We start from the raw sequence: 23,365 nt of genomic DNA on the forward strand, positions 1-23,365 counted from the left end.
GCAAGTCCTCTTCGAAGACTGTTTCAACCAGAATGTCGATATCCAACCCATCGTTGCACTTGGGATTTGAGGCCGCCGCTACTTTCTTTTGGCGAAGCAAAAGAAAGTAGATCGCCCGCCGGGGCGAGACCCGGCCCCGGAAGTAAAAACGGCCAACAAACCCAAAAAGCCAAAGTCATAAGCTAGCAACTAAGAGTTCGTTGGGGAACCGCAGTCCCGCCCCTACATTCCCGGCATGACAGCCGTTCTTCCCCACGAGCCAGAGGCCAAAGCCGCATCCCAGCACTTCGAAGTGCGCCCCTTCGACGCTCCCGTAGGCGCCGAAATCGTCGGCCTCGACATTTCGAAACCCATCAACGCCGAAGACTTCCAGCGCATCCACAAGGCGCACCTCGACCACCACGTCGTCGTCTTCCGCAACCAGCAGGTCAGCCCCCAGGCCCACATCGATTTCAGCCGCCGCTTCGGCCCGCTCGAGATCCACGTGCTGCACCAGTTCCAGCTGAAGAACCACCCCGAGATCCTGATCGTCTCCAACATCAAGGAGAACGGCGAACCCATCGGCCTGGGCGACGCCGGCGTCTACTGGCACTCCGACATCTCGTACAAGCCCAAGCCCAGCCTCGGCTCGCTGCTGCATGCGCAAGAGCTGCCCAGCGAAGGCGGCGACACGCTGTTCGCCGACCAGCACCTGGCCTGGGACGCGCTGAGCCCCGAGTTGCAGCAGCGCGTGCTGCCGCTGAAGGCCGAGCACAGCTACCTGGCCAAGTACGAGGAGCTGCGCGCGAAGAACCCGTGGCGGCCCAAGCTCTCGCAGGCGCAGATCGACCAGGTCGCGCCCGCGGTGCAGCCCGTGGTGCGCACGCACCCCGAAACGGGCCGCGAGGCGCTGTTTGTCAGCGAGCACTTCACCACCCGCATCGTCGGCCTGCCTCAGGACGAAAGCGACGCGCTGCTGGCCGAGCTGTTCGCGCACAGCGTGAAGCCCGAGTTCGTGTACCGCCACACGTGGGCACCGCACGACCTGGTGTTCTGGGACAACCGCTCGCTCATGCACCTGGCGGCCGGCACGCCCGACCACCTGCGCCGCCGGCTCAACCGCACCACCATCGTCGGCGACACGCCTTTCTGATCTTTCTTCCGGACCCCTCATGAACCGTTTCACCCGCAAAGCCGCCGCCCTCGTCACCGGCCTCGGCCTTCTCGCCGGCAGCCTTTCCTTTTCGGCTTCCGCGCATGCCGAAGGCCAGATCCGCATCGCCGAACAGTTCGGCATCGTCTACCTGCTGCTCAACGTGGCGCAGGAGCAGAAGCTCATCGAAAAGCACGCGAAGGCCGCGGGCGTGGACGCCAAGGTCGAGTGGGTCAAGCTCTCGGGCGGCTCGGCGGTGAACGACGCGCTGCTGTCCGGCAACATCGAGATCGCGGGCGCCGGCGTGGGCCCGCTGCTCACGCTGTGGGACCGCACCAAGGGCAAGCAGAACGTGAAGGGCGTGGCCTCGCTGGGCAACTTTCCTTACTACCTGGTGAGCAACAACCCGAACGTGAAGACCATCGCCGACTTCACCGACAAGGACCGCATCGCGCTGCCCGCGGTGGGCGTGTCGGTGCAGTCGCGCGTGCTGCAGTTCGCCTCGGCCAAGCTGTGGGGCGACAAGGAGTTCAACCGCCTCGACAAGATCAGCGTGGCGGTGCCGCACCCCGACGCGGCGGCCGCCATCATCAAGGGCGGCACCGAGATCACCGGCCACTTCGGCAACCCGCCGTTCCAGGAGCAGGAGCTCGCGGGCAATCCCAACGCGCACATCGTGCTCAATTCGTACCAGGTGCTGGGCGGACCTTCGTCGGCCACGGTGCTCTACGCCACCGAGAAATTCCGCAGCGAGAACCCGAAGACGTACAAGGCCTTCGTCGACGCGCTCGACGAAGCAGCCAAGTTCGTCACGGCCAACCCCGAGAAGGCCGCGGACATCTACCTGAAGGTGAGCAACGCCAAGCTCGACCGCGAGCTGCTGCTGAAGATCATCAAGAACCCCGAGGTGCAGTTCAAGACCACGCCGCAGAACACCTATCCGCTGGCCGAGTTCATGCACCGGGTGGGCGCGATCAAGAACAAGCCGGCTTCGGTGAAGGACTACTTCTTCGACGACGCGCAGAACGTTTCGGGGAACTGATGGGCACCGCAGCGGCCTTGCCATCCCGGGGTGACTCCCTCTCCCATCGGGAGAGGGCGGGGGTGAGGGGGGAGCCTTCGGCATCGTCACCGGCCCTCACCCCAACCCCAACCCTCTCCCGCGAGCGGGAGAGGGGGCAAGCACAGGGGCAACACACCGCGCCGCTGCTGCAAGTGGATGGCGTCAGCCTCGAATACCGCACCCCCGAGCGCGTCGTGCGCGCCACGCACCGCGTGAGCTTCGACGTGCACGCCGCCGACCGCTTCGTGCTGCTCGGCCCCTCGGGCTGCGGCAAGTCGACGTTGCTGAAGGCGGTGGCCGGCTTCATTCCGCCGGTGGAAGGCGAGATCCGCCTCGACGGCCGGCGCGTGACGCAGCCCGGCCCCGACCGCATCGTCGTGTTCCAGGAGTTCGACCAGCTGCCGCCGTGGAAGACGGTCAAGCAGAACGTCATGTTCCCGCTGCTCGCCTCGCGCACGCTGGGAAGGAAAGAGGCCGACGAACGCGCGCTGCACTACCTCGACAAGGTCGGCCTGGCCAAGTTCGCCGACGTGCATCCGCACCAGCTCTCGGGCGGCATGAAGCAGCGCGTGGCCATCGCGCGTGCCCTCGCCATGCAGCCGCGCGTGCTGCTGATGGACGAGCCCTTCGCCGCGCTCGACGCGCTCACGCGCCGCAAGATGCAGCAGGAGCTGCTCGAGCTGTGGGACGAGGTGCGCTTCACGCTGCTGTTCGTCACGCACTCCATCGAAGAGGCGCTGGTGGTGGGCAACCGCATCGCGCTGCTGTCGCCGCACCCGGGGCGCATGCGCGCGGAAATCAACAGCCACGGCTTCTCGATGGCGAGCATCGGCGGCGTCGAGTTCCAGGGCACGGCGCAGCGCATCCACGACATGCTGTTCGAGGAAGAGCACGAGCCGGCCGCCCCGTGACCCCGGTCTTTCTCCCTCCCCCGCCGGGGGAGGGCAGGGGTGGGGGCACGCGGCCTTCAGTCCAACGTCACGCCTGATCGAAGCGCCGCCCCATCCCAACCTTCCCCCAAAGGGGGAAGGAGCAACACACGATGAGCACTCTCACCCCACCCATCCGCCCCGAATACGAACGCACGCTCCAGCCCTTCACCGAGCTGCCCGTCGAACGCACCCTGCCGCTGGGCACGCGCATCTGGTCGCAGGCCTGGCTGCGCAAGGGCCTGATCCTGGTCGTCATCGCCGTGCTGTGGGAGCTGGCCGCGCGCTGGCAGGACAACGATCTGCTGTTGCCCACCTTCACCGCCACCGCCCGCGCGCTGGTCGAGGGGCTGGCCAGCGGCGAGCTGATCGAGAAGGTGCGCATCTCGCTGGCCGTGCTGCTGCAGGGCTACCTGGCGGGCGTGCTGCTGGCCTTTGCGCTCACCACGCTCGCGGTGTCCACGCAGATCGGGCGCGACCTGCTGGACACGCTTACTTCCATGTTCAACCCGCTGCCCGCCATTGCGCTGCTGCCGCTGGCGCTGCTGTGGTTCGGCCTGGGCCGCGGCAGCCTGGTGTTCGTGCTGATCCACTCGGTGCTGTGGCCGCTGGCGCTCAACACCTACGCGGGCTTCCAGGGCGTGCCCGAAACGCTGCGCATGGCGGGACGCAACTACGGGCTCAAGGGCCTGCGCTACGTGTTGCAGATATTGGTGCCGGCCGCGCTGCCGTCGATCCTGTCGGGGCTGAAGATCGGCTGGGCCTTCGCGTGGCGCACGCTGATCGCGGCCGAGCTGGTGTTCGGTGCCTCGTCGGGCAAGGGCGGGCTGGGCTGGTACATCTTCCAGAACCGCAACGAGCTCTACACCGACCGCGTGTTCGCGGGGCTGGCCATGGTGGTGCTCATCGGCCTGCTGGTCGAGAGCCTGGGCTTCAAGACGCTGGAGCGGCTCACGGTGCGCCGCTGGGGCCAGCAGCGCTGAAGCGAACGCCGGTGCTACAGCGTGTTCGTATTCACCCGCTGGATTTCTTCGCGCCCTGGCGCAGCGCGCGCAGCTCGCCGTTGAGGAACTCGCCGGCGTCGTGCACCGCGCCGTCCTGCAGCTTCACCTTGTAGGCCTGCCCCGTCATTTCCGAGCGCGACGCGCAGCGCTGGATGAAGTCTTCGGCCGTGACCAGCTCCTTTTTGAAGTAGTCGTACTTTGCCTGCATGTGCTTGGCGGCGTCGGCGGCCCGGTACTCGCTGCCGTTGCGCAGGAAGATCATCGAAGACATCTTTCCCACGCGCTGGATCAGCGAGTCGATCAGCTGCTCCTCTGTGGCGGAAGGCGTGGCGTGCGCCAGCAGGGCCGACGCACCGAGCAGCAGCGTGAGCAGCACGGCGCGCAGGCGTTTGAAGTGCGCGAAAGGTTCGGAATGGGCCATGGGTCGTGTTCGCTGGCAATTTCCGGGCCATGCTAGGCCCGGGGCGGCCCCCGTGTCAAACGCGCGCCGGCTCGGGTCTAATCGCAGGTTTTGGCACGCGTTCTCCCCCGTCTCATGAGCTCTTCCACTTCCGCGAACCCAGTGAATCCAGTGACTCCAGCGACCCCCGACCTCTCCTCGATTGCCCAGGCCCTGGCCGACGCCGCCGCCGCGCAGTCGATGCACTACTTCCGCACGCCGCTGGACATCATCACCAAGGCCGACGAAAGCCCCGTCACGCTGGCCGACCGCGCCGCCGAGACCGCCATGCGCGAGATCCTGGGCGCCCGCGTGCCCACCGACGGCATCTACGGCGAAGAGCACGGCCCCGAGCGGCTGGAAGCCGAGCGCGTGTGGGTGCTCGACCCCATCGACGGCACGCGCAGCTTCATCACCGGCTCGCCGCTGTGGGGCACGCTCATCGGCGTGCTGCAGGGCGGGCGCGTGGTGCTGGGCATGGTCGACATGCCGGTGCTCAAGGAGCGCTGGATCGGCCTGGCCGGCCACGGCGCCACCCGCGACGGCCAGCCCGTGCGCGTGAGCAACTGCACCGAGGTGGCCAAGGCCCGCATCGTCACCACCTCGCCCGACATCTTCTCGCCCGCCGACTGGCAGGCCTTCGACACGCTGAGCCGCCAGTGCGCCATGCGCCGCTTCGGCGGCGACTGCTACGGCTACGCGCAGCTCGCAGGAGGCACCATCGACCTGGTGGTGGAAACCGGCCTGCAGCCCTACGACTACCTCGGCCCGGCCGGGCTGATCGAGGCGGCCGGCGGCGTGGTCACCGACTGGCAGGGCCGGCCGCTGGGCCTGAAGTCCGACGGCAGGGTCATCGCGGCCGCAACGCCCGAACTTCACCGACAAGCGATGGGTATTCTGTCGGCCTAGACTGTCGTTCATGTTCCGCTGGCTGATCGTCGTTGTCCTTGCCCTGGTGCTCATGAGCGGCCTGACCGCCTGGCTGCGCCGCTTCGGCTTCGGACGGCTGCCCGGCGATTTCGAATTCCGCGCCTTCGGCCGCGAGTGGCAACTGCCGATCGCCAGCACCGTGGTGCTGAGCATGATCGCGGCGCTGGTCGCGCGCCTGCTTTGAAGAGAAGAGACAAACCGCAATGAGAGCCTGCGTAGACATCGGTGGCACCAAGGTGGCCGTGAGCCTTTCCGCCTCGAGCGACGCGCCGCTCATCGGCCGCCGCAGCGAGCCGACCGCCAAGACCGGCGACAACGACGCCGTGGCGGTGCAGATCATCCGCATGATCGACGAGGTCTGCGCGGAGCAGGGCGTCGACCCGGCCACCATCGACCGCGTGGGCGTGTCGTCCACCGGCCCGTTCGAGCTGCGCGACGGCAAGGTCGAGCTGGCCACGCCCAACATCTGCGGCGGCATTGCCGGCCCCTCGCGCGGCCTGCCCAACACATGGATGACCGCCATCATCGAAGCCCCGCTGGCCGAGCGCTTCGGCAGCGTGCGCGTCGAGAACGACGCCGTGGCCGCGCTGGAGGCCGAGCGCCACTGGGGCGCGCTCAAGGGCATCGACGATTGCGCCTACGTCACCTGGAGCACCGGCGTGGGCGTGGGCCTGTGCGTGGGAGGCCGGGCGTTGCGCGGCAAGAACGGCAACGCCGGCCATGCGGGCCACAGCTTCGTGGTGGACGACGACAGCCACGCGCTGTGCGGCTGCGGCAACGTGGGCGACGTCGAAGGCCTCATTGCCGGCAACTCCATTGCGCGGCGCTTCGACCAGGACGCGGCCGAACTTTTCACCGCGGCGGCGGCCGGCGAGCCGAAGGCGCTCGAAACCGTCGACGCGCTGTGCCGCGTGATGGGCCGCTTGCTCTACAACCTGGTCATCACGCTCGACCTGCAATGCATCAGCCTGGGCGGCAGCGTGTTCTGGCACCACCGCGACTTCGTGCTGCCGCGCCTGCAGGCGCAGATCGACGGCAAGCTGGTGCCGCTCACGCGCGGCGTGCGGCTGGTGCCCGCCGGCCTTGGCGACAAGGTCGGCGACTACGCGGCGCTTGCGCTGCTCGACTGAGCAACTCACCCGAACCGGCGCACCATGACCGCGTCGCCTCGCCGCCCCGGTCTTGCCTACCTGCTGCTGGCCGTGGGCGGCTTCCTGGGCGCGCACCGCTTCTACCTGCGCAGCTACGTGGGCGGCGCGGCGCAACTGGCGCTGCTGCTGTTCGGCGTGGGCGGCATCGGCAAGGTCGTCGGGGCGGTCGATGTGCGCATTCCCCGGCTCGCCCTGGCCGTGCTGCTGGTGTGGCTGCTGTTCGACATCTACTGGGTGCACCGGCGCGTGCGCCAGGGCGGCGGCCTGCGTGCGAGCGGGTCCGAACCCCGGCGCTACGACCCCGCCGACCTCGCCGATCTTGCCGAGGCCAACCGGCTGCAGGCGCAGTTCGTCGCCGCCGCCGAGGCGCAGGACTGGGCCCGCGCCGTGGCCATCGGCGAGCAGATCGTGGCCACCGCGCGCCGCGTCTTCAAGGGGCCGCACCCCAACCTTTCGATGTCGCTGTGCATGCTCGGGCAGGCCTGCTGCCAGCTCAAGGCCTTCGACAAGGCCAAGGCCGCCATCGAGGAAAGCCTGGCCATCGGCCGCAAGGTCGGCATGTCCGCCGAAGACATGGACATCGCGCGCAAGGCGCTGTCCCTCACGCAGGCCGGCATCGACGAGCGTGAGAGCGCGCGCCTTGCGCGCGGTGCCGCCTCCGACCGGGCCGCCCTGCTGACCAACCTGCTCGAAGACCGCGAAATGCGCTGCCACGAGGCGCTGGCCCAGGGCGACCTGCCGCGCGCCGAGCGCTTCGGCGCCGAGGCCGTCGCCGCCAGCCGCGAACTGTGCGGCGGGCCGGGCAAGGCCGTGGTGCGGCAGCTGGCCGGCTATGCGGAGCTGTGCCGCCGGCTGCAGTGGAACGACAAGGCCGAGGCCTCGGCCCACGAGGCGCTCGCGATGATCGGCCAGCTCGGCCTGGACGACGGCTGGCGCCGCGGGCCGACCAACACGCTGGCCCTGCTGCATGCCGCGGCCGGTCGCGCCGACGAGGCGGAGGCGCTCTACAAGAAGACCATCGCCATGGCCATCGCGGAAGCCAAGGGCGGCTCCAGCGACAGCGTGCTGCGGGCCTTCAACAACCTGGCCTTTCTGTACGCCGAGTCGGGCCAGGAGGACAAGGCCGAGCTTTGCTACGCGCGCGCGCTGGTGCACCTCGACAAGCTGGACAGTGCGGCAAGCACGGCGAATGAAGCTGCCGAGGCCGGCACGGCATCGGGCGACGGCGACGGCGACGCCGAGCTGCACTCGCACATGCTGAACAACTTCGCCAGCCTGCTCATGGGCCGCCGCGACTTCGCGCGCGCCCGGCCGTTGTACGAGCGCTCGCTGGCCATCCAGCAGCGCAGCTGCCGCGGCATTTCCATCGCCGCCGCCAACGCCCACAACGACCTGGGCCTGATCGCGCAGGACGAGGGCGACCTGCGCCAGGCGCTGATGCACTTCAAGCGCACGCTGCTGCTCAACCAGATCTGCACGCCCGACCACTTCAAGAACATCGACAGCGCGCAGCGCAACATCGACAGCGTGAGCATGGTGCTGGCCGCCGTCGCGCATGCCGCGCGCATGGAGCCCAGCACATGAGCATCGGCGCGGGCTTCTACGCGCTCGACCGGTACCGGCTGCGCGCGCTGGTGATCGACCCGTCGACGGTGTCGGGCTTCCTGCACTCGCCCGCCGAATTGGGTGGGCCGCACGACAGCCAGACGGTGGAGCAGGCCTGGGACGTGGTGCGCGCGCTGCTGCCGGAGGCCGTGGACGGCGAGATGCTGGAAGGCACCGACGGGCTGGGCTGCATCTACTTCACGGCCGCGCACGTGGAGCGCGCCGCGGCGCGGCTCGCCGCCTGCGAGGTGCGCGGGCTGGTGGCGAAGTTCACCGGCGAGCCGGCGAAGTTCGCCGAGCTCTACCGGGCGACGTTGTGGCAGGGCGCGACGACAGAGCTCGCGGCGTTCCTGGAAGGCGTGAAGCGCTTCTTCGCCGCGGCGGCGGGGCGGCGCGACGCGGTCGTGTTCTACATCGCTTAACCGGCGAGCACGCAGGCACGCAGGCACGCAGCAAGCCGACAGGCCGACAGCGTCAGCCCGGCGGCCGCACCGCCGCGACGATCTGCCCGAGCCGCTGCAGTCCCGCGTCCACCGCCTTCGAATATGGCCAGCCGCAGTTCAGCCGCAGGTAGTTGTCGAAGCGCCCCGAGTTCGAGAACTGCGCGCCCGGCGCCACCAGCATGTGCTCGCGCAGCGCCGTCTCGAACACGGTCACCGACGAGCGCTGCTCCGGCAGCTCCACCCACAGCTGCAGCCCGCCGCGCGGCAGGTTGAGCCGCGTGCCCGGCGGAAAGTACTTGGCGATGGCGTCCGCCGTCTGGTCGCGCTGCACGTGCAGCCGCTCGCGCAGCCGGCGCAGGTGGCGGTCGTAGGCGCCGCTGGCAATGAACTCGCCGGCGGCGATCTGCGCCAGCGCCTCGTTGTTGCGGGTTTGCGCGTACTTGAGCATTTCCACCTGCGCATGCCAACGCCCGGCCGTGATCCAGCCCAGCCGCAGCCCGGGTGCGAGCACCTTGTGCAGCGACGCACAATAGATCACGTTGCCCGTGCGGTCCCACGATTTCATGGCGCGCAGCGGCGTGTCGCTTTCCACCAGGTCGCTGTAGGTGTCGTCCTCGACGAGCGCGATGCCGTGGCTTTCGCACAGGTGCACCAGCCGCTGCTTGTGGCTGTCGGGCATCACGCTGCCGATCGGGTTCTGCAGGTGCGGCACCACCACCACGGCCTTGATGTCGTCGTAGGTGTGGATGGCCAGGTCCAGCGCCTCCAGCGAGATGCCGGTCTGCGGGCTGGTGGGAATCTCCAGCGCGCGCAGCCCCAGGCTCTCGAGCACCTGCAGCAGCCCGTAGAACGTGGGCGACTCCACGGCCACGGTGTCGCCGGGCTTGGCGATGGCGCGCAGCGCGAGGTTGAGCGCCTCGATGCAGCCGTTGGTCACCAGCACCTCGTCGGGCGCGACCGTCATGCCGATGCGCAGGTTGCGCTGCGCCAGGGCCTCGCGAAACTGCTCGTGGCCGCGTTGCGACGACGAGGTGGTCAGCAGCTCGGGCCGCTGGCGCAGCGCGCGGGTCATCGAATTGCGCAGCGCCTCGGCGGGGTACAGCTCGGGCGCGGCGCGGGCAATCGCAAAGTTGAGCTTCACGCCCGTGTGCCGGCCGCGCGCCATGAAGTTGGCCATGCGCGCGCGCATGCTGACGAACTGCGCCGGGTCGGGCGGCACGTCGGCCACGGGTTCTTCCATGGGCGCGATGGCCATGCGCTGGGGGCGGCGCACGAAGTAGCCCGAGCGGTCGCGCGCCTCGACCCAGCCGTCGCTTTCCATCGCGCGGCAGACCTGCAGCGCGGTCGACAGGCTGATGTCGTGCAGCCGCATGAGGCTGCGCAGCGAGGGCATCTTGTCGCCCTGCTTGAGCGAGCCGGTGTGGATCGCATCCACGTAGTGCGCGGAGAGCTGGCGGTAGAGCGGTAGCGAGTCCATGGGTTCGATGTTCCCCGCATCGGGCGTCGGAAAACAGATGCAGTTGCCCGGGAAAAAGACCATAACAGATGGCTTTTGACAGCGGCTGTTCCGGTCGCAATAGCCATGGCGTGTGCCTGTTTTTACAGCGGTGCAATTCCTACGATGGAGCCTCGATTCACCCGAGGTCCGTCATGATCACCACCCTTTCCCAAGCGCCAGATTCCATCGTTCTCGCACCCGGCCAGTCCCTGCGCACGTCGGTCGACGCGGGCGCCTGGCTTCAGCTGGCCGAAGGCCGCGCCCGCGTGGTGTCGCCGCCGGGCTGGTTCGGCGAAACGGTGTTCATGACCGAGACGCTGCTCGCCGAGGGCGACGTGCACCGGATGCCGCAGGGGGGCTGGATCGAGGTGACCGCGCTCACTGCCGTGCACTTGCGGGTGCATGCGCCGGTGGCTTTGCCTTCCCGGGCCGTGGTTGCCGAAGAGGCGCGGCCTGTGATGCGGTTCGTGCGGTTGCTCACTGGATGGTGAGCTTGTGTGGTCAGGGGGACATCCGAGAAAACGGATGCCCCGCCGGCGTGATCGCGCCCTGAACAACAGCCCCCACCCGACAACAGCTCAGCGCTCGCTCGCAGCCTCGCGCAACGCATCCAGGAAGCTGGTCCGCCACCAATGAATGTCCTGCTCGCGAATGCGTGACAGCAGCTTCTGGTGACGTTCGCGCCGCTCTTCCAGTGGCATGTGCAGCGCTTGCTGAACGGTTTCCGCGGTGCCGTGGGTGTCGTACGGGTTCACCAGCAGCGCTTCCTTCAACTGCTCGGCCGCACCCGCGAAGCGCGACAGCACCAGCACGCCCGGGTCGGCCGGGTCCTGGGCCGCGATGTATTCCTTGGCCACCAGGTTCATGCCGTCGCGCAGTGGCGTCACCAACCCCACGGCCGCCGCGCGGCATAGCCCCGGCACGCGCTTGCGGGCGACCATGCGGTGGATGTAGCGCACCGGCATCCAGTCGAGCTCGCCGTAGTCGCCGTTGATGGCGCCGCACAGCGACTCGAGCTCGCGCCGGATGTCGCCGTAGGCGTCCACCGTCTCGCGCGTGGGCGAGGCGATCTGTATCAGCGTGGCGCTGCGCCGGTTCTCCGGGTAGTTGGCCAGCAGCTCGCGAAAGGCGCGCACCCGCTGCGGAATGCCCTTGGAATAGTCGAGCCGGTCGATGCCCAGCAGCAGCCTGCGGCTGGAGTACTCGCGCTTCATGGTCTCGTACATGTCGCGCGCTTCCTTCGCGTGCGTGAGCGCCAGGAACTCGTCCACGTCGATGCCGATGGGGAACGCGCTGCAGCGCACCGTCTGCCCGTAGGCGCGGTACATGTCGTTGCCCAGGTATTCGCCGCGCGCCTCGTTGCGCACGTAGTGCTCGAAGTGCTGCACGTCCTGCTGCGCCTGGAAGCCGATCAGGTCGTAGGAGAACAGCGAGCGCATCAGCCACTCGTGCTGCGGAATGGCCGCGGTGATGATCTGCGGCGGCAGCGGAATGTGCAGGAAGAAGCCGATGCGCTGCTTGCAGCCCATCGCGCGAAGCTCGGCCGCCAGCGGAATCAGGTGGTAGTCGTGGATCCAGATGATGTCGTCGTCCTGCAGCATCGGCAGCACCTTGCGCGCGAACAGCTGGTTCACGCGCCGGTAGCCGCCGATGAAGCCGGCGTCGAAATGCGCCAGGTCGAGCCGGTTGTGGAACACCGGCCACAGCACGTCGTTGCTGTAGCCCAGGTAGTAGCTGTCGTGGTCCTCGCGGCTCAGGTCGATGGTGGCCAGCGTCACCTTGCCGGCCTGGTGCTTGTGCAGCTCGCCTTCGCCGGTCGGTCCGCCCTCGACGATCTGGCCGCTCCAGCCGAACCACAGGCCGCCGCTTTGCTGCAGGCTCTCGCCCAGCGCCACGGCCAGGCCGCCGGCCGCGGGCTTGCGTGGATCGGCCACGCGGTTGGAAATGACGACGAGACGGCTCATATGCACGAATCCCAGGGAGCGGACAGGCGCACGGCCGCGTTGATGATGCCGACCATCGAATAGGTCTGCGGAAAGTTGCCCCACATCTCGCCCGTGACCGGGTGGGTGTCTTCGGACAGCAGGCCCAGCGGGTTGCGCGCCGCGAGCATGGTCTCGAAGATCTGGCGCGCCTCGGCCTTGCGGCCGATCTTGGCGAGCGCGTCGATGCGCCAGAAGGTGCAGATGTTGAACGCCGTCTCGGGCTTGCCGAAGTCGTCGGCGGCCTCGTAGCGGCGCATGTACGGTCCGTCGCACAGCGACTTTTCCATGGCGTCGACCGTGGAGATGAAGCGCGGGTCGCGCGCGTCGATCAGGCCCACCTCCACCATCAGCAGGATGCTCGCGTCGAGCTCGTGCCCGCCGAAGCTTTCCGCGAAAGCCTGGCGCTCCTCGCACCACGACTTCTCGAGAATTTCTTCCTTCATGCGCGCGGCATGGTCGCCCCAGTACGCGGCGCGCTCGGGCAGCGCCAGCGCGTGCGCGATCTTGGCGAGCCGGTCGCAGGCGGCCCAGCTCATCAGCGCCGAGCTGGTGTGCACGCGGGCGCGCGTGCGCAGCTCCCACATGCCGGCGTCGGGCGTGCCGTAGACGCGTACCGCCTGCTCCCCCACGGCCTCCAGGTGCGGAAACTCCGCCAGGCCCGCGCGGCTCAGGAGCCGGTGGTCGTGAAAGGCCTGCGCCGCGCCGAGCACGATGTTGCCGTACACGTCGTGCTGAAAGTGCTCCTGCGCCTGGTTGCCCACGCGCACCGGCCCCATGCCGCGGTAGCCGGGCAGCCCGTCGACAAAAGACTCGGGCAGCTCGCGCTCCAGCCCGATGCCGTACAGCGGCTGGATGTGCTCGCCGTGCGAGCCGATCACCACGTTGCCGAGCCAGCGCAGATAGTCTTCCATGGTGCCCACCTCGCTCAGCGAGTTGAGCGCGCGCACCACGAAGAAGGCGTCGCGCAGCCAGCAGTAGCGGTAGTCCCAGTTGCGCTGGCTGCCAGGCGCCTCGGGAATGCTGGTGGTCATGGCCGCGACGATGGCGCCGGTGTCTTCGTACAGCGAGAGCTTCAGCGTGATGGCCGCGCGGATCACCGCCTCCTGGTACTCGAAGGGAATGGCCAGCCGCTTGGTCCAGGTGCGCCAGTAGGCGATGGTTTCCTGCTCGAACTTGCGCGCGGTGTCGGCAATGCCGTCGGTCAGCGTCTCGTCCACGCCGAACATGAAGTTGTACTCGCGCGAGAGCACGAAGGGCTGGCGCGAGAGGATGTGGGAGATCGATGCGTCGGTGTTCAGCCGCAGCGTCACGTCGGGGCCCACGTAGCGAATGTGGTTGCTGCCGCGCGTGACCTCCACCGGCGCCGTGGCGCCCCACTGGAAGCGCGGGTCCAGCGACACGCGGATGCGCGGCGCGCCGGCAATCGGGCGCACGCGGCGCACCATCATCAGCGGGCGAAAGTAGCGCGAGCGGCTGTAGAAGCGCGGCGCGAAGTCGGTGATCTCGATGCCCTGGCCCGCGCTGTCGAACAGCTGCGTGCGCAGCACGGCCGTGTTCGGCTCGTACCACTGCCTGGCCTGCGCGAAGTCTTCGATCTCGATGGCCCAGGCGCCGGCGCCTTCATCGGGCGTGCCGGGGTGCAGCAGCGCGTTGAAGACCGGGTCGCCGTCGAAGCGCGGCAGGCAGCACCACACGGCGCGGCCGCGCGAATCGATGAGCGCGCTGTACGCGCAGTTGCCGATCACGCCGACATTGAGCGAGGGCTCGGCCGGCGGCCCGAAGCCGCGCGGGCCCGGGGTCGCGGCGGCGTGTGCGTCGACGGGGGCGCGATCGTCGGGGCCGGCGGCACCCGCCAGCGCCTGGCCGGCGCGCTCTTCGGGGGCCGTTGCCAGTTGGGGTTCGCTCATTCGGGGCTCCTCGGTGATTCCTGGGTCTCCGGGGTATCCGGGGCCTCCGGGGTCGGTGCCTTCTTCGGCCCCGCGAGCTGGTCGCGCGCCTGCACCAGCCATTCATAGACGGCGCGCGGCGATTCGAGGCGGTGCAGCGCCAAGCTGGGGCCCGAGCCCACCTTCACGGCGATGCCGCCGCGCGGCTGCACCACGGCAAAGCCGCTCTCGTCGGTGGTGTCGTCGCCCAGGAAGACCGGTGTGCGGCCCGCGAACGGAGCCTCGGTCATGAAGGCGTCGATGGCGATGCCCTTGTTGATGCCCGCGGGCTTCACCTCGAACACGAACTTGCCGTGCATCAGCTCGAACTGCGGGTCGTGGGCGATGGCGCGCGACATGGCGTCGCGGCACACGGCTTCCAGCTGCGGCGCGAGCCGGTAGTGCAGGGCGATGGCGGCGTGCTTGCGCTCCACCAGCAGGCCTTCGTGCACGCGCGCGAGTTCGTTGGCCACCTCGAGGATGGGCACGAGGTCGGGCGCGCGCTGCTCCTGCATGTGGCCCTTGGCGTCGCGCCGCTGCACGCCGTGCTCGCCGGCGGCGGGCAGGCGAAGCGGTGCCAGGAAGCGGTCGATGGAGTCGATCTGGCGGCCCGACACGACGGCGAGCGCGCCGCCGAGCTGGTCGCTCAGGTCGCCGAGCAGGGAGACGAGTGCAGGGGGAATCTCGATGGCTTCGGGCGTAGGCGCAAGGCCGACGAGCGTTCCGTCGAAGTCGAGAAAAAGGGCTGCATCACGGCCCAACGGAGGAGGCAACTGTTCGTTGCTGCTGGAGGACTTTGGCATTGGGAAAAACCATAACACGCGAGTTCGGCGGCGCGTGTCGGCCAAAGCCGGAAGGTGAGTGGCGGGCGGTATTGGCTCCCTCCCCCTCTGGGGGAGGGTTGGGGTGGGGGCACGACGGCTTCCGAGCAAGCGCTGCGCCTCATCGAAGGCCTGCCCCCATCCCAGCCTTCCCCCAGAAGGGGAAGGAGCAAGACCCGAAACTCCTGCGGATCAGGCCAGCGACGCGGCCACCGCCTCCACGCGTGCCCGGTGGATCGCCTCGCCGATCTTCGGCCCGGTCGCTCCGGCCTGCTGCGCGGCGCGCGCCACCACGTCGGTGGGCACGGCGGCGGCCGTCGCCAGCACCGCGAGCAGCCGCTGCCCTGGTGCGTACGCGGCGTCTTCCGCCAGCCCGAGCCGGCCGCGCGCGTCGCACTCGCAGGCCAGCAGCGCCTCGGTGAAGCGCGCAGGCTTGCGGAAGGCGTCGCAGCGCTCCAGCAGGCGCACCAGGCCCGTGGCGTCCAGCGCGTCGCTGTCGTGCAGGTGGCCCCGCTCGCGCGCCACCACCTCGGCCAGCTCGCGGATGTCCACGGGCACGCGCCAGCGGTCGCAGAGCGCGTGCAACGGCGCAAGGTCGGGCGTGGCGGGTGTGATGGGTGTGGCCACCTTGCCGAAGTCGTTCACCAGGCACGTGAAGCGCACGGCCAGCGACGCGCGCAGCCGCGCGCTGGTGTCCACGACGTTCATCAACCGGCCCGCCAGATCGACCTCGGGCAGCAGCACGGCCAGCGCGCCGCAGTCGCGCAGCACCTCGAACATGCGCGAGGGGCGCACCTCCATCAGCCCGCGCGACAGCTCCTGCCACACGCGCTCGGCCACGAGCGCGTCGGCCTCGCCGGCGGCGACCATCTCGCGCATCAATGCCATGGTCTCGGGCGCGACGGAAAAGTCGTCGAAGCGCGCCGCGAAACGCGCCACGCGCAGGATGCGCACCGGGTCTTCGCGAAACGCGTCGGTCACGTGGCGCAGCACCTTGTCGCGCAGGTCGCGCTGGCCGTGGAAGGGGTCGGCCAGGTGATCGGGCGTGGGGTCGAAGCGGCCGTCGGCGCTCACGTGTTCGGCCGGCAGCGCAATGGCGTTGACGGTGAGGTCGCGGCGGGCCAGGTCCTGCTCGAGCGTGACGTCGGGCGCGGCGTGCACCGTGAAGCCGCGGTAGCCGGGCGCGCTCTTGCGCTCGGTGCGGGCCAGCGCGTACTCCTCGCGCGTGCGCGGATGCAGGAACACCGGAAAGTCGCGCCCCACCGGCAGGTAGCCGCGGGCCGTCATTTCTTCGGGCGTGGCGCCCACCACCAGCCAGTCGTGGTCGGACACGGGGCGCCCGAGCAGGCGGTCGCGCAGGGCGCCGCCGACGAGAAAAATATGCATCGGCGCAGTGTAGGGATTCTCCTCACTCGTAAAAAAGAACGGTCGTTCGATAATCGCCCCGCGGACCGGGCAATCTTTCGTCGAACGAGCGGTTTCAAGCGGCAATCACAAGCCGTCGCCCGAATCCGCAGAGGGATCTTTCAACCAAAGGAGCAATTCACATCATGAAGAAAACAATGATTGCGCTGGCGGCTCTGGGCGCGCTCGCGTCCGGGAGCGCCATGGCGCAACAGGCCGGCGACTGGGTCGTGGGCGCAGGCTGGTTCCATCTGTCACCGCAGGATTCCAGCAAGCCGCTGACCGTGACCTCGCCGTTCCCGGCGGTGCTGGCCGGTTCCGGCGCGAGCGTGAGCGACTCCGACACCCTGGGCCTGAACGCCACGTACTTCCTGGACAGCCACTGGGCCGTGGAAGGCGTGTTCGGCGTGCCGCCCAAGTTCAAGCTCAACGGCACCGGCACGCTGGGCCGCGTGGGCGAGCTGGGCCAGGCGCGCCAGTGGAGCCCGACCATCCTGGGCAAGTATTTCTTCAACGAAGGCACCGACGCCTTCCGTCCGTTCGTCGGGCTGGGCGCGACCTATGTCTGGTACAGCGACGTCAAGCTGACCTCCAACCTGCAGGGCGCGCTGGCCAGCCAGTTCCGCCAGTCGCCGCTGGCGGTGAACACCACGGCCAAGCTCGACAGCTCGTTCGCACCGGTCATCAACGTGGGCGCGGCCTACCAGTTCGACAAGCACTGGGGCGTGTCGTTCTCGGTGTCCTACATCCCGCTGAAGACGAAGGCCAAGCTGACGACCACCTCGATCTACGGCACGCCCGTGGCCACGAGCGAAGCCAGCCTGAAGTTGAACCCGATCGTCACGTACGTGGCGGCCACCTACCGGTTCTGACCGCCTCGTTCCCTCTCTCTGTTCGACAGCCTTACCGCCCCGTGCGGTAGGGCTCTTCGAACTGCAGGAAATCCTTTTCCGCCAGTGCGTCGTCGATCCAGGCCTTGATGCCCGGCAACGCCTGCACGCGCTCGATGTAGTCAGAGATCTGCGCCGGCACCGGCAGCCCGTAGGTCTTGATGCGCGTGCCGATGGGCGCGAAATAGGCGTCGGCAATGCCGAAGCCGCCGAACAGCATCGGCCCGCCGTGCGCGTCGAGCAGGCCGCTCCACATCTGCACGATGCGCGCAAGGTCGCTGGCGACCTCGGGCTGTTCCTTCAGCAGCCGCGCGCCCACTTCGGGCAGCGAGGCCTCGATGTTCATGCCGCAGTGGCCGCGCAGGCCGCCGAAGCCCGAGTGCATCTCGGCGCACACGCTGCGCGCGCGTGCGCGGTCGGCCGCGGCGGCGGGCCACAGCTGCTTCTCGGGGAAGGTCTCGGCCAGGTACTCGGCGATGGCCAGCGTGTCCCACACCACCAGGTCGCCGTCGACCAGCACCGGCACCTTGGCCACGGGGTTGAGGGCGGCCATGGCGTTCTTGAAGGCCGAGTCGGCGTCGAAGGAGTCGAAGCGCACCATGACCTCGTCGAACGCGATGCCGGCCTGCTTCATCAGCACCCAGGGACGCATGGACCACGACGAGTAGTTCTTGTTGCCGATATAGAGCTTGCGCATGAGGGGCCTCCGGTATGTTGCGATGCGAGAACAAAGCCTTCGATGCTAGCGGCGCGCTGCCGCGGCATTGATGCCGAACGCGGCGCGAATTGATGCCCGGGCCTGGGCTAGGGGCTGGACGTGCGCCGGCGCTCAGCGGCGCGGCGTGTCTTCCGGCGAGGCGATCACCCGCGCCTGCGCGCCGGCTTCGTTCGCGTTGCCGAAGGCGCGCTCCAGCAGGCCCACCAGGCGCGGCACCAGCGACAGCACGGCCAGCGCCAGCAGCGCGCTCAGCACGGCGGTGGCCTCGCGCCCCAGCCCGCAGGCCATGCCGATGGCGGCGGTCATCCACAGGCCGGCGGCGGTGGTCAGGCCCTGCACATGCGATTCGTCCTTGCCCTGCTTCAGGATGGTGCCCGCGCACAGGAAGCCCACGCCCGCCACCAGCCCCTGGATCACGCGGCTCATGTCGGCCGGCACGATGCCGGTCTGCTGCGGAATCAGCACGAACATCGCCGAGCCGATGGCCACCAGCATGTGCGTGCGCACGCCGGCCGCCTTGCCCTGCTGCTCGCGCTCGAAGCCGAGCACGAAGCCCAGCACCGCCGCCAGCGTCAGGCGCAGCACGATGCGCGTGAGCTGCGCCACGTCGGTCACGTCCGAGAATTCGGACGCGATGGTGGCCAGCACTTCGTCGTGCCAGCTCATGGCGCGGACCTCATGTCGCGGAGCTCATGTCGCGACCTCAGGGCAGGTCCTTGTTCGGTTCGGGCTCGGCCGCGTCGCGCGGCCCCACGCGGCCCAGGCGTTCCTTCAGCGACTGCGGGCGGCCGCTGATGATGGCGGCGTAGTTGGTGGTGTTGGCCAGCACCTTCTTCACGTAGTCGCGCGTCTCGTTGAAGGGCACGTTCTCGGCCCAGATGGCGGCCTCGACGACCGGGCCGTTGCGCCAGCTGCGCGGACGCCCCGGGCCGGCGTTGTACGCGGCGGCGGCCAGCGCCATGGAGCCATCGAAGTCGTCCAGCGCCAGTTTCAGGTAGTTGGTGCCGATGGTGATGTTGGTCTCGCGGTCGTTGATCTGGCCGGGCGAGAAATCGGTCAGGCCGATCTTGCGGGCCGTCCAGCGCGCGGTGGCGGGCATGACCTGCATCAGGCCCGAGGCGCCCACGCCGGAGCGCGCGTCCATGATGAAGCGGCTTTCCTGGCGGATCAGGCCGTACACGTAGGCCGGGTCCAGGCCGATGTCCTGCGCCTTGCGCAGCACCGTGTCGTGGAAGGGCATGGGAAAGCGCTGCTCGACGTCGACCACGCCCTTGGTGCGCTCGCTGGTGTTGATGCAGCGGTCCCACACCTCGCGCTGGCAGGCGAAGTCGGCCGCGGCCAGCAGCGCGCGGTCGTCCATGCCGCCCTTGTCGTGCAGGTTGGTGGCGTAGTTCCACTCGCGCGTGCCTTCGGGGCGCAGGCCGATCGCGATGGCGTAGAGGCCGCGGGCCAGCGCCGGGTTGGCGCGTGCGGCGGCTCTTTCTTCGGGCGTGAGCGGGGCGGGGCGGGTGGCGGCCACGGTGCGCTGGCCCAGCTCCTCGAGCGCCAGCATTTCATAGAACCCGCGCGAGCCGGCAATGCTCTGGTAGAGCTCGCGGGCCTGGGCGCGACGCTCTTCGCTGCGCTCGGTGGCCAGTGCGCGGGCCTTCCAGTAGACCCAGGTCGGGTCGAGCTGGGCGGTTTCGCTCATGGCGTTGATGGCGGGCGCCACCTCTTTCCACTGGCCTGCGCGCAGGGCGGCGCGCACGCGCCAGCCCAGCATGTCGTCGGACAGGTCGGCGTTTTTCGTGACGTTGGCGAAGTAGGTGCCGGCCTGCGGCCAGAGCTTCAGCGCCGCGGCGCGGCCGATGGTGCCCCAGAGCCAGTTGCGCTCCTCGGCCGAAAGCATGGGGCCCCACTTGCTGTCGAGCTGCGTGGCGGCCTGCTCGGGGTCGGCGATGGCGACCTTGACGAGCGCCAGCACCACCAGCTCCTTGCGCGACTTGGCGGCCACGAAGGCGCGGCCGGTCAGGAACTTGGCCGCGCTGGCGTTCAGCTCCTCGAACAGCGGCAGCGCATCGGGTGCGGCCATGGTGACGGCGGCGCGCGCGGCCTGGGGCCGGTTGGCTTCCATGGCCAGGCGCGCCTTCTTCCATAAGTCGTTGGGCGCGAGCAGGCGGGCGGCGAACATGCGGTCGGCCGCGGTGAGGCAGCCGTCGTCGGCTTCCTTCTGGCTGAACCAGTTGCGGCGCACCTCGTCGGCCTGGGCCTGCGTGGCGGTGCCGCTGCGCAGAGCGTCGACCAGCACGGCGTAGCAGCGCACCTGCGGGTCGTCGCCCATGCGGAAGCCGGCGACGGCGGCGGAGAAGTTGTCCCAGTCGCGGCGCTGGCCCGTGAGCAGCAGCCAGTCGTTGCGCAGGCGGTCTTCCTGGTAGGTGCCTGGGTAGCGCGCGAAGAAGTCCTGCACCTCGTTGGGGGCGGCTTCCTGCAGCCGCGCCTTGAGTTCCCAGTAGGCGGCCCAAGGTTCCAGGGCATGGCCGCGTGCCTGCGGCAGCAGGCCGGTCAGGCGGGCCTTGTCGCCGCGCTGGAAGGCCTGCTTCATCTGCACCAGCACGTCGTCGTTGGTGTTGGCCTGGGCCGCGGCGGGTCGATGGGAAAGCAACGCCGCGAGGGCCAGGACAGCGGAAAAGACCAGTGCCGGTGCCGTGCTGCGCAATGAGGGGCGCGGGCGGTAGCGCTGGGGTGCCAAAATGCTTGGGAACTGCATCGGGGGATTATGGACAAGTCAAAGGATGCCGACACCTCGGCGACGGCGAGTTTTCTGAAGGATCAACTGCGCAAGGCATTGATCGAACAACGCCTGGCCATGCCGGACCGGCTGACACGCGCGGACCTGCTGCAGCGCGTGATGCGCATCTGGCTGGTCGGGCGGCCCGACACCGTCATCGGCGCCTACTGGCCGATCAAGGGCGAGTTCGATCCGTTGCCTGCGTTGCATCGTTGGAAGGAAGACGGCGAGCTCATGGAAGAGTCCCAGCGCCGCCGCATCGGACTGCCGGTGATCGACAAAGTTCACAAGACGCTGACCTTCCATGCCTGGTACCCGGGCTGCCAGATGGAAGAAGACGCCTACGGCATTCCCAAGCCCAAGGACACCGAGCTCATCGTGCCGACGCTGCTGTTCGTGCCCTGCGTGGGCTACAGCGCGGGCGGCTACCGGCTGGGCTACGGCGGCGGTTTCTACGACCGCACGCTGGCGGCGCTGGAACCCCGGCCGTTCACCGTGGGGCTGGGCTTCACGCACGGCTTTCTCGAAGACTTCGAGCCCGAGGCGCACGACCTGCCGCTGGACGCCATCCTGAACGACAACGGGGTCGTCTGGCCGATGAGCTGAGTTGAGCCGGACCGGGCTGAGCCGAACCGGCTCAGTTCAGTCGATGTCGTCGACGGTGTCCGGGTCCGGCACCTCGCCGATCGTTTCGCGCGTGGTCGCGGCCTGCAGCTGCAGCCAGTCCCAGAAGGCGCGAATTTCGGGCCGCAGCGCGTTGCGCGGCCCGGCAATCAGCCAGTAGGCCATCGGTGAATCCATGCGGTGCTGCGGCAGCACCTCGACCAGGTCGCCGTTGGCCAGGCTCTCGGCAATCAGCGAGCTGCGCGCCAGCGTGATGCCCTGGCCCGTGAGCGCGGCCTGCACCATCTGGTAGGCGTAGTTGAAGTAGAGCCAGCGCTTGGGGCTCGCGCGCTCCAGCCCGTTCACCTCGAACCAGCGCCGCCAGGTCAGCCATTCCAGGTGCGTGCGGTGCGCGTCGCCCGCCTCGATGAGCGTGAAGCGCGTGATGTCGGCCGGCGTCTTGATGGGCGGGTTGCTCTTCAGCAGCCAGGGGCTGGCCACCGGCGTCAGCGTTTCGCCGAACAGGCGCACGGCCGTGGCCGGCATGGTCTCGCGCGGGCCGTAGCGCAGGGCGATGTCCACGTCGGCCACCTCGAGGTCGACCGCCACGTCGCTGGCGTCGATGCGGATGTCGATCTCGGGGTTGTCGCGCTGGAAGGCCTCCAGCCGCGGAATGAGCCACATCGACGCGAACGACGCGAAGGTGGTCAGCGACACGCTCTGGCGCCCCGCGCTCTGGCGAATCTGGCGCACGGCCGTGTCGATGCGCGGCAGCGACTGCTGCACCGCCAGCAACAGCAGCGCCCCGGCGCTGGTGAGCTCCACGGCCCGTGTGTGGCGCAGGAACAGGGCCACGCCCACCTCTTCTTCCAGCGACTGGATCTGTCGGCTCACGGCCGACTGGGTCAGGGCCATTTCCTCGGCGGCGGCGCGAAAATTCAGGTGCCGGGCCACGGCCTCGAAGGCGCGCAGGTGGCCGGCGGAAATCGGGCGGGAACGCAGGTGGGTTTGCGAATGCTGCATGAATGTAAGTTCAGGAGTGCGGGGGATGTCCAAACCGATTGATGCGAAACCCGCATCAGTAGCCTACCTCGTTTTCATTGGACCATTCGCGCGCCGGAAACGATCATTCACTTCCGAACTGCGCCATTGCCCCTCTCTGTCTGACCGGCCGGCGCCTCGGAAGCCCCAAGGAGTTTCAACATGTCCACCGCCGTCTGCACCACCGAATCGCTCTCGCCCCTGTCCGCCACCCGCACCACCGCCGCCGTTCCGCCGGCCGTTCGCCGCGGTGCCTGGCAAATCGCCCCAGGCGAGGCAATGAGCCTGAAGGCGCGCACGGCCAGCGTGTTGCGGGTGAAGCAGGGCCGGGTGTGGATCACGCCCGACGCCACCCTCGCCAGCCCCAGCGAAGACCTGGTGCTCGCCCCGGGCGAATCGCTGACGGTGGCCGCGGGCCAGCGCATCGTGATGGAGGCGTGGGACGGCTACGGCGCGACCTATAGCTGGGACAACGCCTGATTGTTCGGCCTCCAGGAGCTCGAAAGGCGGCCTCGGCCGCCTTTTTCTTTTTGAAGCTTCTTTCGACCCCGGACCTTGGCCGGGCTTCAGCCGTTGATGTCGAAACTCGGCAGCAGCGCCAGAAAGTGCCGCAGCGCCACCTCCCCATTCAGCACATGCACCCCCGCCATCAGGTCGGGCCCCTCGCTTTCGGCCAGGCCCATGCCGAAGCCCGTGTAGCGGCGCACCGCGAGCGGCGCGGCGTGAACCACGCGGATGTCCGTGTGGCGCGGGTCTTTCTCGATCCGCGACATCAGTTCGTCGACCGCGTCGCGCGGACCTTCCAGGTGCTGGCAGAAGCGCTGGCCGTCGAACACCAGCAGGCCGGTGATGCCGCGTTCCAGGTTGCGTGCGCGGGCCCTTGAAGTGATCGAACCCACGGTGGTCGGGGGCAGGTCGGGCGCGAGCGTGCTGCAGTAAAGGACTTCGAAAAGCGGCTGTCTGGCGTCTGGTCTTGCGTCTGTCATGGGGCGTGGAAGCGAAGGGCGAGCGCAGTGT

24 protein-coding genes are annotated in these 23,365 nt (G+C 68.8%); 13 read left to right on the forward strand and 11 right to left on the reverse strand.

The features are described 5' to 3' along the window. Nucleotides 1-235: 235 nt before the first annotated feature. The 4 genes from AB6807_RS16600 to AB6807_RS16615 all read left to right on the forward strand — a co-directional run bounded on the left by AB6807_RS16600 (nt 236) and on the right by AB6807_RS16615 (nt 4,107). The gene (locus AB6807_RS16600) at nt 236-1,132 is read left to right on the forward strand and encodes a TauD/TfdA dioxygenase family protein (RefSeq protein ID WP_371085438.1); all 897 of its coding nucleotides are present in this window, start codon (nt 236-238) and stop codon (nt 1,130-1,132) included. 19 nt (nt 1,133-1,151) lie between these two features. Further along, nucleotides 1,152-2,174, forward strand: coding sequence for an ABC transporter substrate-binding protein (locus AB6807_RS16605; RefSeq protein ID WP_116914171.1), 1,023 nt, complete (start codon nt 1,152-1,154; stop codon nt 2,172-2,174). 164 nt (nt 2,175-2,338) lie between these two features. Continuing rightward, complete coding sequence (locus AB6807_RS16610; protein WP_371085641.1) at nt 2,339-3,106, forward strand: ABC transporter ATP-binding protein; 768 nt, start codon at nt 2,339-2,341, stop codon at nt 3,104-3,106. A 131-nt stretch (nt 3,107-3,237) separates the two neighbouring features. Next, entirely contained in the window at nt 3,238-4,107 is an 870-nt protein-coding gene (locus AB6807_RS16615; protein WP_116914172.1) for an ABC transporter permease, read from the forward strand. Nucleotides 4,108-4,138: 31 nt separating this feature from the next. Here AB6807_RS16615 and AB6807_RS16620 read toward each other — a convergent pair whose 3' ends face one another. Further along, a complete protein-coding gene (locus AB6807_RS16620) occupies nt 4,139-4,549 on the reverse strand; it encodes a DUF5329 family protein (protein WP_116914173.1) in 411 nt (136 codons plus the stop codon). A gap of 150 nt (nt 4,550-4,699) precedes the next feature. Here AB6807_RS16620 and hisN point away from each other — a divergent pair, with 150 nt between their 5' ends. From hisN to AB6807_RS16645, 5 genes are read left to right on the forward strand one after another with little or no spacing between them, the layout of a single operon-like run. Then, nucleotides 4,700-5,476 carry a histidinol-phosphatase gene (hisN, locus tag AB6807_RS16625; protein ID WP_286513664.1) on the forward strand — a complete coding sequence of 259 codons (777 nt, stop codon included), beginning with the start codon at nt 4,700-4,702 and terminating at the stop codon, nt 5,474-5,476. Nucleotides 5,477-5,486: 10 nt separating this feature from the next. Beyond that, nucleotides 5,487-5,681, forward strand: coding sequence for a DUF2905 domain-containing protein (locus tag AB6807_RS16630; RefSeq protein ID WP_056509065.1), 195 nt, complete (start codon nt 5,487-5,489; stop codon nt 5,679-5,681). A gap of 19 nt (nt 5,682-5,700) precedes the next feature. Beyond that, the gene (locus tag AB6807_RS16635) at nt 5,701-6,627 is read left to right on the forward strand and encodes an ROK family protein (protein ID WP_371085439.1); all 927 of its coding nucleotides are present in this window, start codon (nt 5,701-5,703) and stop codon (nt 6,625-6,627) included. Between the two features lie 24 nt (nt 6,628-6,651). Then, on the forward strand, nt 6,652-8,232 hold the full coding sequence (locus tag AB6807_RS16640; protein ID WP_371085440.1) for a tetratricopeptide repeat protein: 1,581 nt from the start codon (nt 6,652-6,654) through the stop codon (nt 8,230-8,232). Further along, the gene (locus AB6807_RS16645; RefSeq protein ID WP_371085441.1) at nt 8,229-8,675 is read left to right on the forward strand and encodes a DUF1877 family protein; all 447 of its coding nucleotides are present in this window, start codon (nt 8,229-8,231) and stop codon (nt 8,673-8,675) included. Before AB6807_RS16640 ends, AB6807_RS16645 begins: the two co-directional genes overlap by 4 nt. 52 nt (nt 8,676-8,727) lie before the next feature. Here AB6807_RS16645 and AB6807_RS16650 read toward each other — a convergent pair whose 3' ends face one another. Further along, nucleotides 8,728-10,173, reverse strand: coding sequence for a PLP-dependent aminotransferase family protein (locus AB6807_RS16650; RefSeq protein ID WP_116914215.1), 1,446 nt, complete (start codon nt 10,171-10,173; stop codon nt 8,728-8,730). A 173-nt stretch (nt 10,174-10,346) separates the two neighbouring features. Here AB6807_RS16650 and AB6807_RS16655 point away from each other — a divergent pair, with 173 nt between their 5' ends. Further along, nucleotides 10,347-10,685 carry a hypothetical protein gene (locus tag AB6807_RS16655; RefSeq protein WP_371085442.1) on the forward strand — a complete coding sequence of 113 codons (339 nt, stop codon included), beginning with the start codon at nt 10,347-10,349 and terminating at the stop codon, nt 10,683-10,685. 87 nt (nt 10,686-10,772) lie between these two features. Here AB6807_RS16655 and otsA read toward each other — a convergent pair whose 3' ends face one another. From otsA to AB6807_RS16675, 4 genes are all read right to left on the reverse strand, one after another. Continuing rightward, nucleotides 10,773-12,158, reverse strand: coding sequence for an alpha,alpha-trehalose-phosphate synthase (UDP-forming) (otsA, locus tag AB6807_RS16660; RefSeq protein WP_286513643.1), 1,386 nt, complete (start codon nt 12,156-12,158; stop codon nt 10,773-10,775). Then, on the reverse strand, nt 12,155-14,086 hold the full coding sequence (locus AB6807_RS16665; protein WP_371085443.1) for a glycoside hydrolase family 15 protein: 1,932 nt from the start codon (nt 14,084-14,086) through the stop codon (nt 12,155-12,157). Before AB6807_RS16665 ends, otsA begins: the two co-directional genes overlap by 4 nt. Next, nucleotides 14,083-14,907 carry a trehalose-phosphatase gene (otsB, locus tag AB6807_RS16670; protein ID WP_371085444.1) on the reverse strand — a complete coding sequence of 275 codons (825 nt, stop codon included), beginning with the start codon at nt 14,905-14,907 and terminating at the stop codon, nt 14,083-14,085. The genes AB6807_RS16665 and otsB overlap by 4 nt, the downstream gene beginning before the upstream one ends. A 210-nt stretch (nt 14,908-15,117) precedes the next feature. After that, nucleotides 15,118-16,311 carry a multifunctional CCA addition/repair protein gene (locus AB6807_RS16675; RefSeq protein ID WP_371085445.1) on the reverse strand — a complete coding sequence of 398 codons (1,194 nt, stop codon included), beginning with the start codon at nt 16,309-16,311 and terminating at the stop codon, nt 15,118-15,120. A 164-nt stretch (nt 16,312-16,475) separates the two neighbouring features. On the opposite strand from AB6807_RS16675, the gene AB6807_RS16680 reads away from it, so the two are divergent. Continuing rightward, the gene (locus AB6807_RS16680) at nt 16,476-17,201 is read left to right on the forward strand and encodes an OmpW family protein (RefSeq protein ID WP_116914182.1); all 726 of its coding nucleotides are present in this window, start codon (nt 16,476-16,478) and stop codon (nt 17,199-17,201) included. A gap of 31 nt (nt 17,202-17,232) precedes the next feature. On the opposite strand, the gene AB6807_RS16685 is transcribed toward AB6807_RS16680, so the two are convergent. The 3 genes from AB6807_RS16685 to AB6807_RS16695 all read right to left on the reverse strand — a co-directional run bounded on the left by AB6807_RS16685 (nt 17,233) and on the right by AB6807_RS16695 (nt 20,683). Beyond that, the gene (locus AB6807_RS16685; RefSeq protein ID WP_286513631.1) at nt 17,233-17,916 is read right to left on the reverse strand and encodes a glutathione S-transferase family protein; all 684 of its coding nucleotides are present in this window, start codon (nt 17,914-17,916) and stop codon (nt 17,233-17,235) included. A 132-nt stretch (nt 17,917-18,048) separates the two neighbouring features. Further along, the gene (locus AB6807_RS16690; protein WP_286513628.1) at nt 18,049-18,603 is read right to left on the reverse strand and encodes an MgtC/SapB family protein; all 555 of its coding nucleotides are present in this window, start codon (nt 18,601-18,603) and stop codon (nt 18,049-18,051) included. 37 nt (nt 18,604-18,640) lie between these two features. Further along, the gene (locus AB6807_RS16695) at nt 18,641-20,683 is read right to left on the reverse strand and encodes a transglycosylase SLT domain-containing protein (RefSeq protein ID WP_371085446.1); all 2,043 of its coding nucleotides are present in this window, start codon (nt 20,681-20,683) and stop codon (nt 18,641-18,643) included. A gap of 9 nt (nt 20,684-20,692) precedes the next feature. On the opposite strand from AB6807_RS16695, the gene AB6807_RS16700 reads away from it, so the two are divergent. Beyond that, nucleotides 20,693-21,310, forward strand: a complete 618-nt coding sequence (locus AB6807_RS16700; protein ID WP_116914186.1) for a 5-formyltetrahydrofolate cyclo-ligase — start codon at nt 20,693-20,695, stop codon at nt 21,308-21,310. Between the two features lie 36 nt (nt 21,311-21,346). Here the strand turns inward: AB6807_RS16700 and AB6807_RS16705 are convergent, their stop codons facing one another. Next, nucleotides 21,347-22,330 (reverse strand): LysR substrate-binding domain-containing protein, encoded by a 984-nt coding sequence (locus AB6807_RS16705; protein WP_116914187.1) that lies wholly within the window; start codon nt 22,328-22,330, stop codon nt 21,347-21,349. 180 nt (nt 22,331-22,510) lie between these two features. On the opposite strand from AB6807_RS16705, the gene AB6807_RS16710 reads away from it, so the two are divergent. Further along, entirely contained in the window at nt 22,511-22,828 is a 318-nt protein-coding gene (locus AB6807_RS16710) for a DUF2917 domain-containing protein (protein ID WP_116914188.1), read from the forward strand. An 86-nt stretch (nt 22,829-22,914) separates the two neighbouring features. On the opposite strand, the gene AB6807_RS16715 is transcribed toward AB6807_RS16710, so the two are convergent. Next, entirely contained in the window at nt 22,915-23,334 is a 420-nt protein-coding gene (locus AB6807_RS16715; RefSeq protein WP_371085447.1) for a BLUF domain-containing protein, read from the reverse strand. Nucleotides 23,335-23,365: the final 31 nt, after the last annotated feature.

The sequence above is a fragment of the Variovorax sp. RCC_210 genome (genome assembly GCF_041355175.1).
Taxonomy (GTDB): Bacteria; Pseudomonadota; Gammaproteobacteria; order Burkholderiales; family Burkholderiaceae_C; genus Variovorax.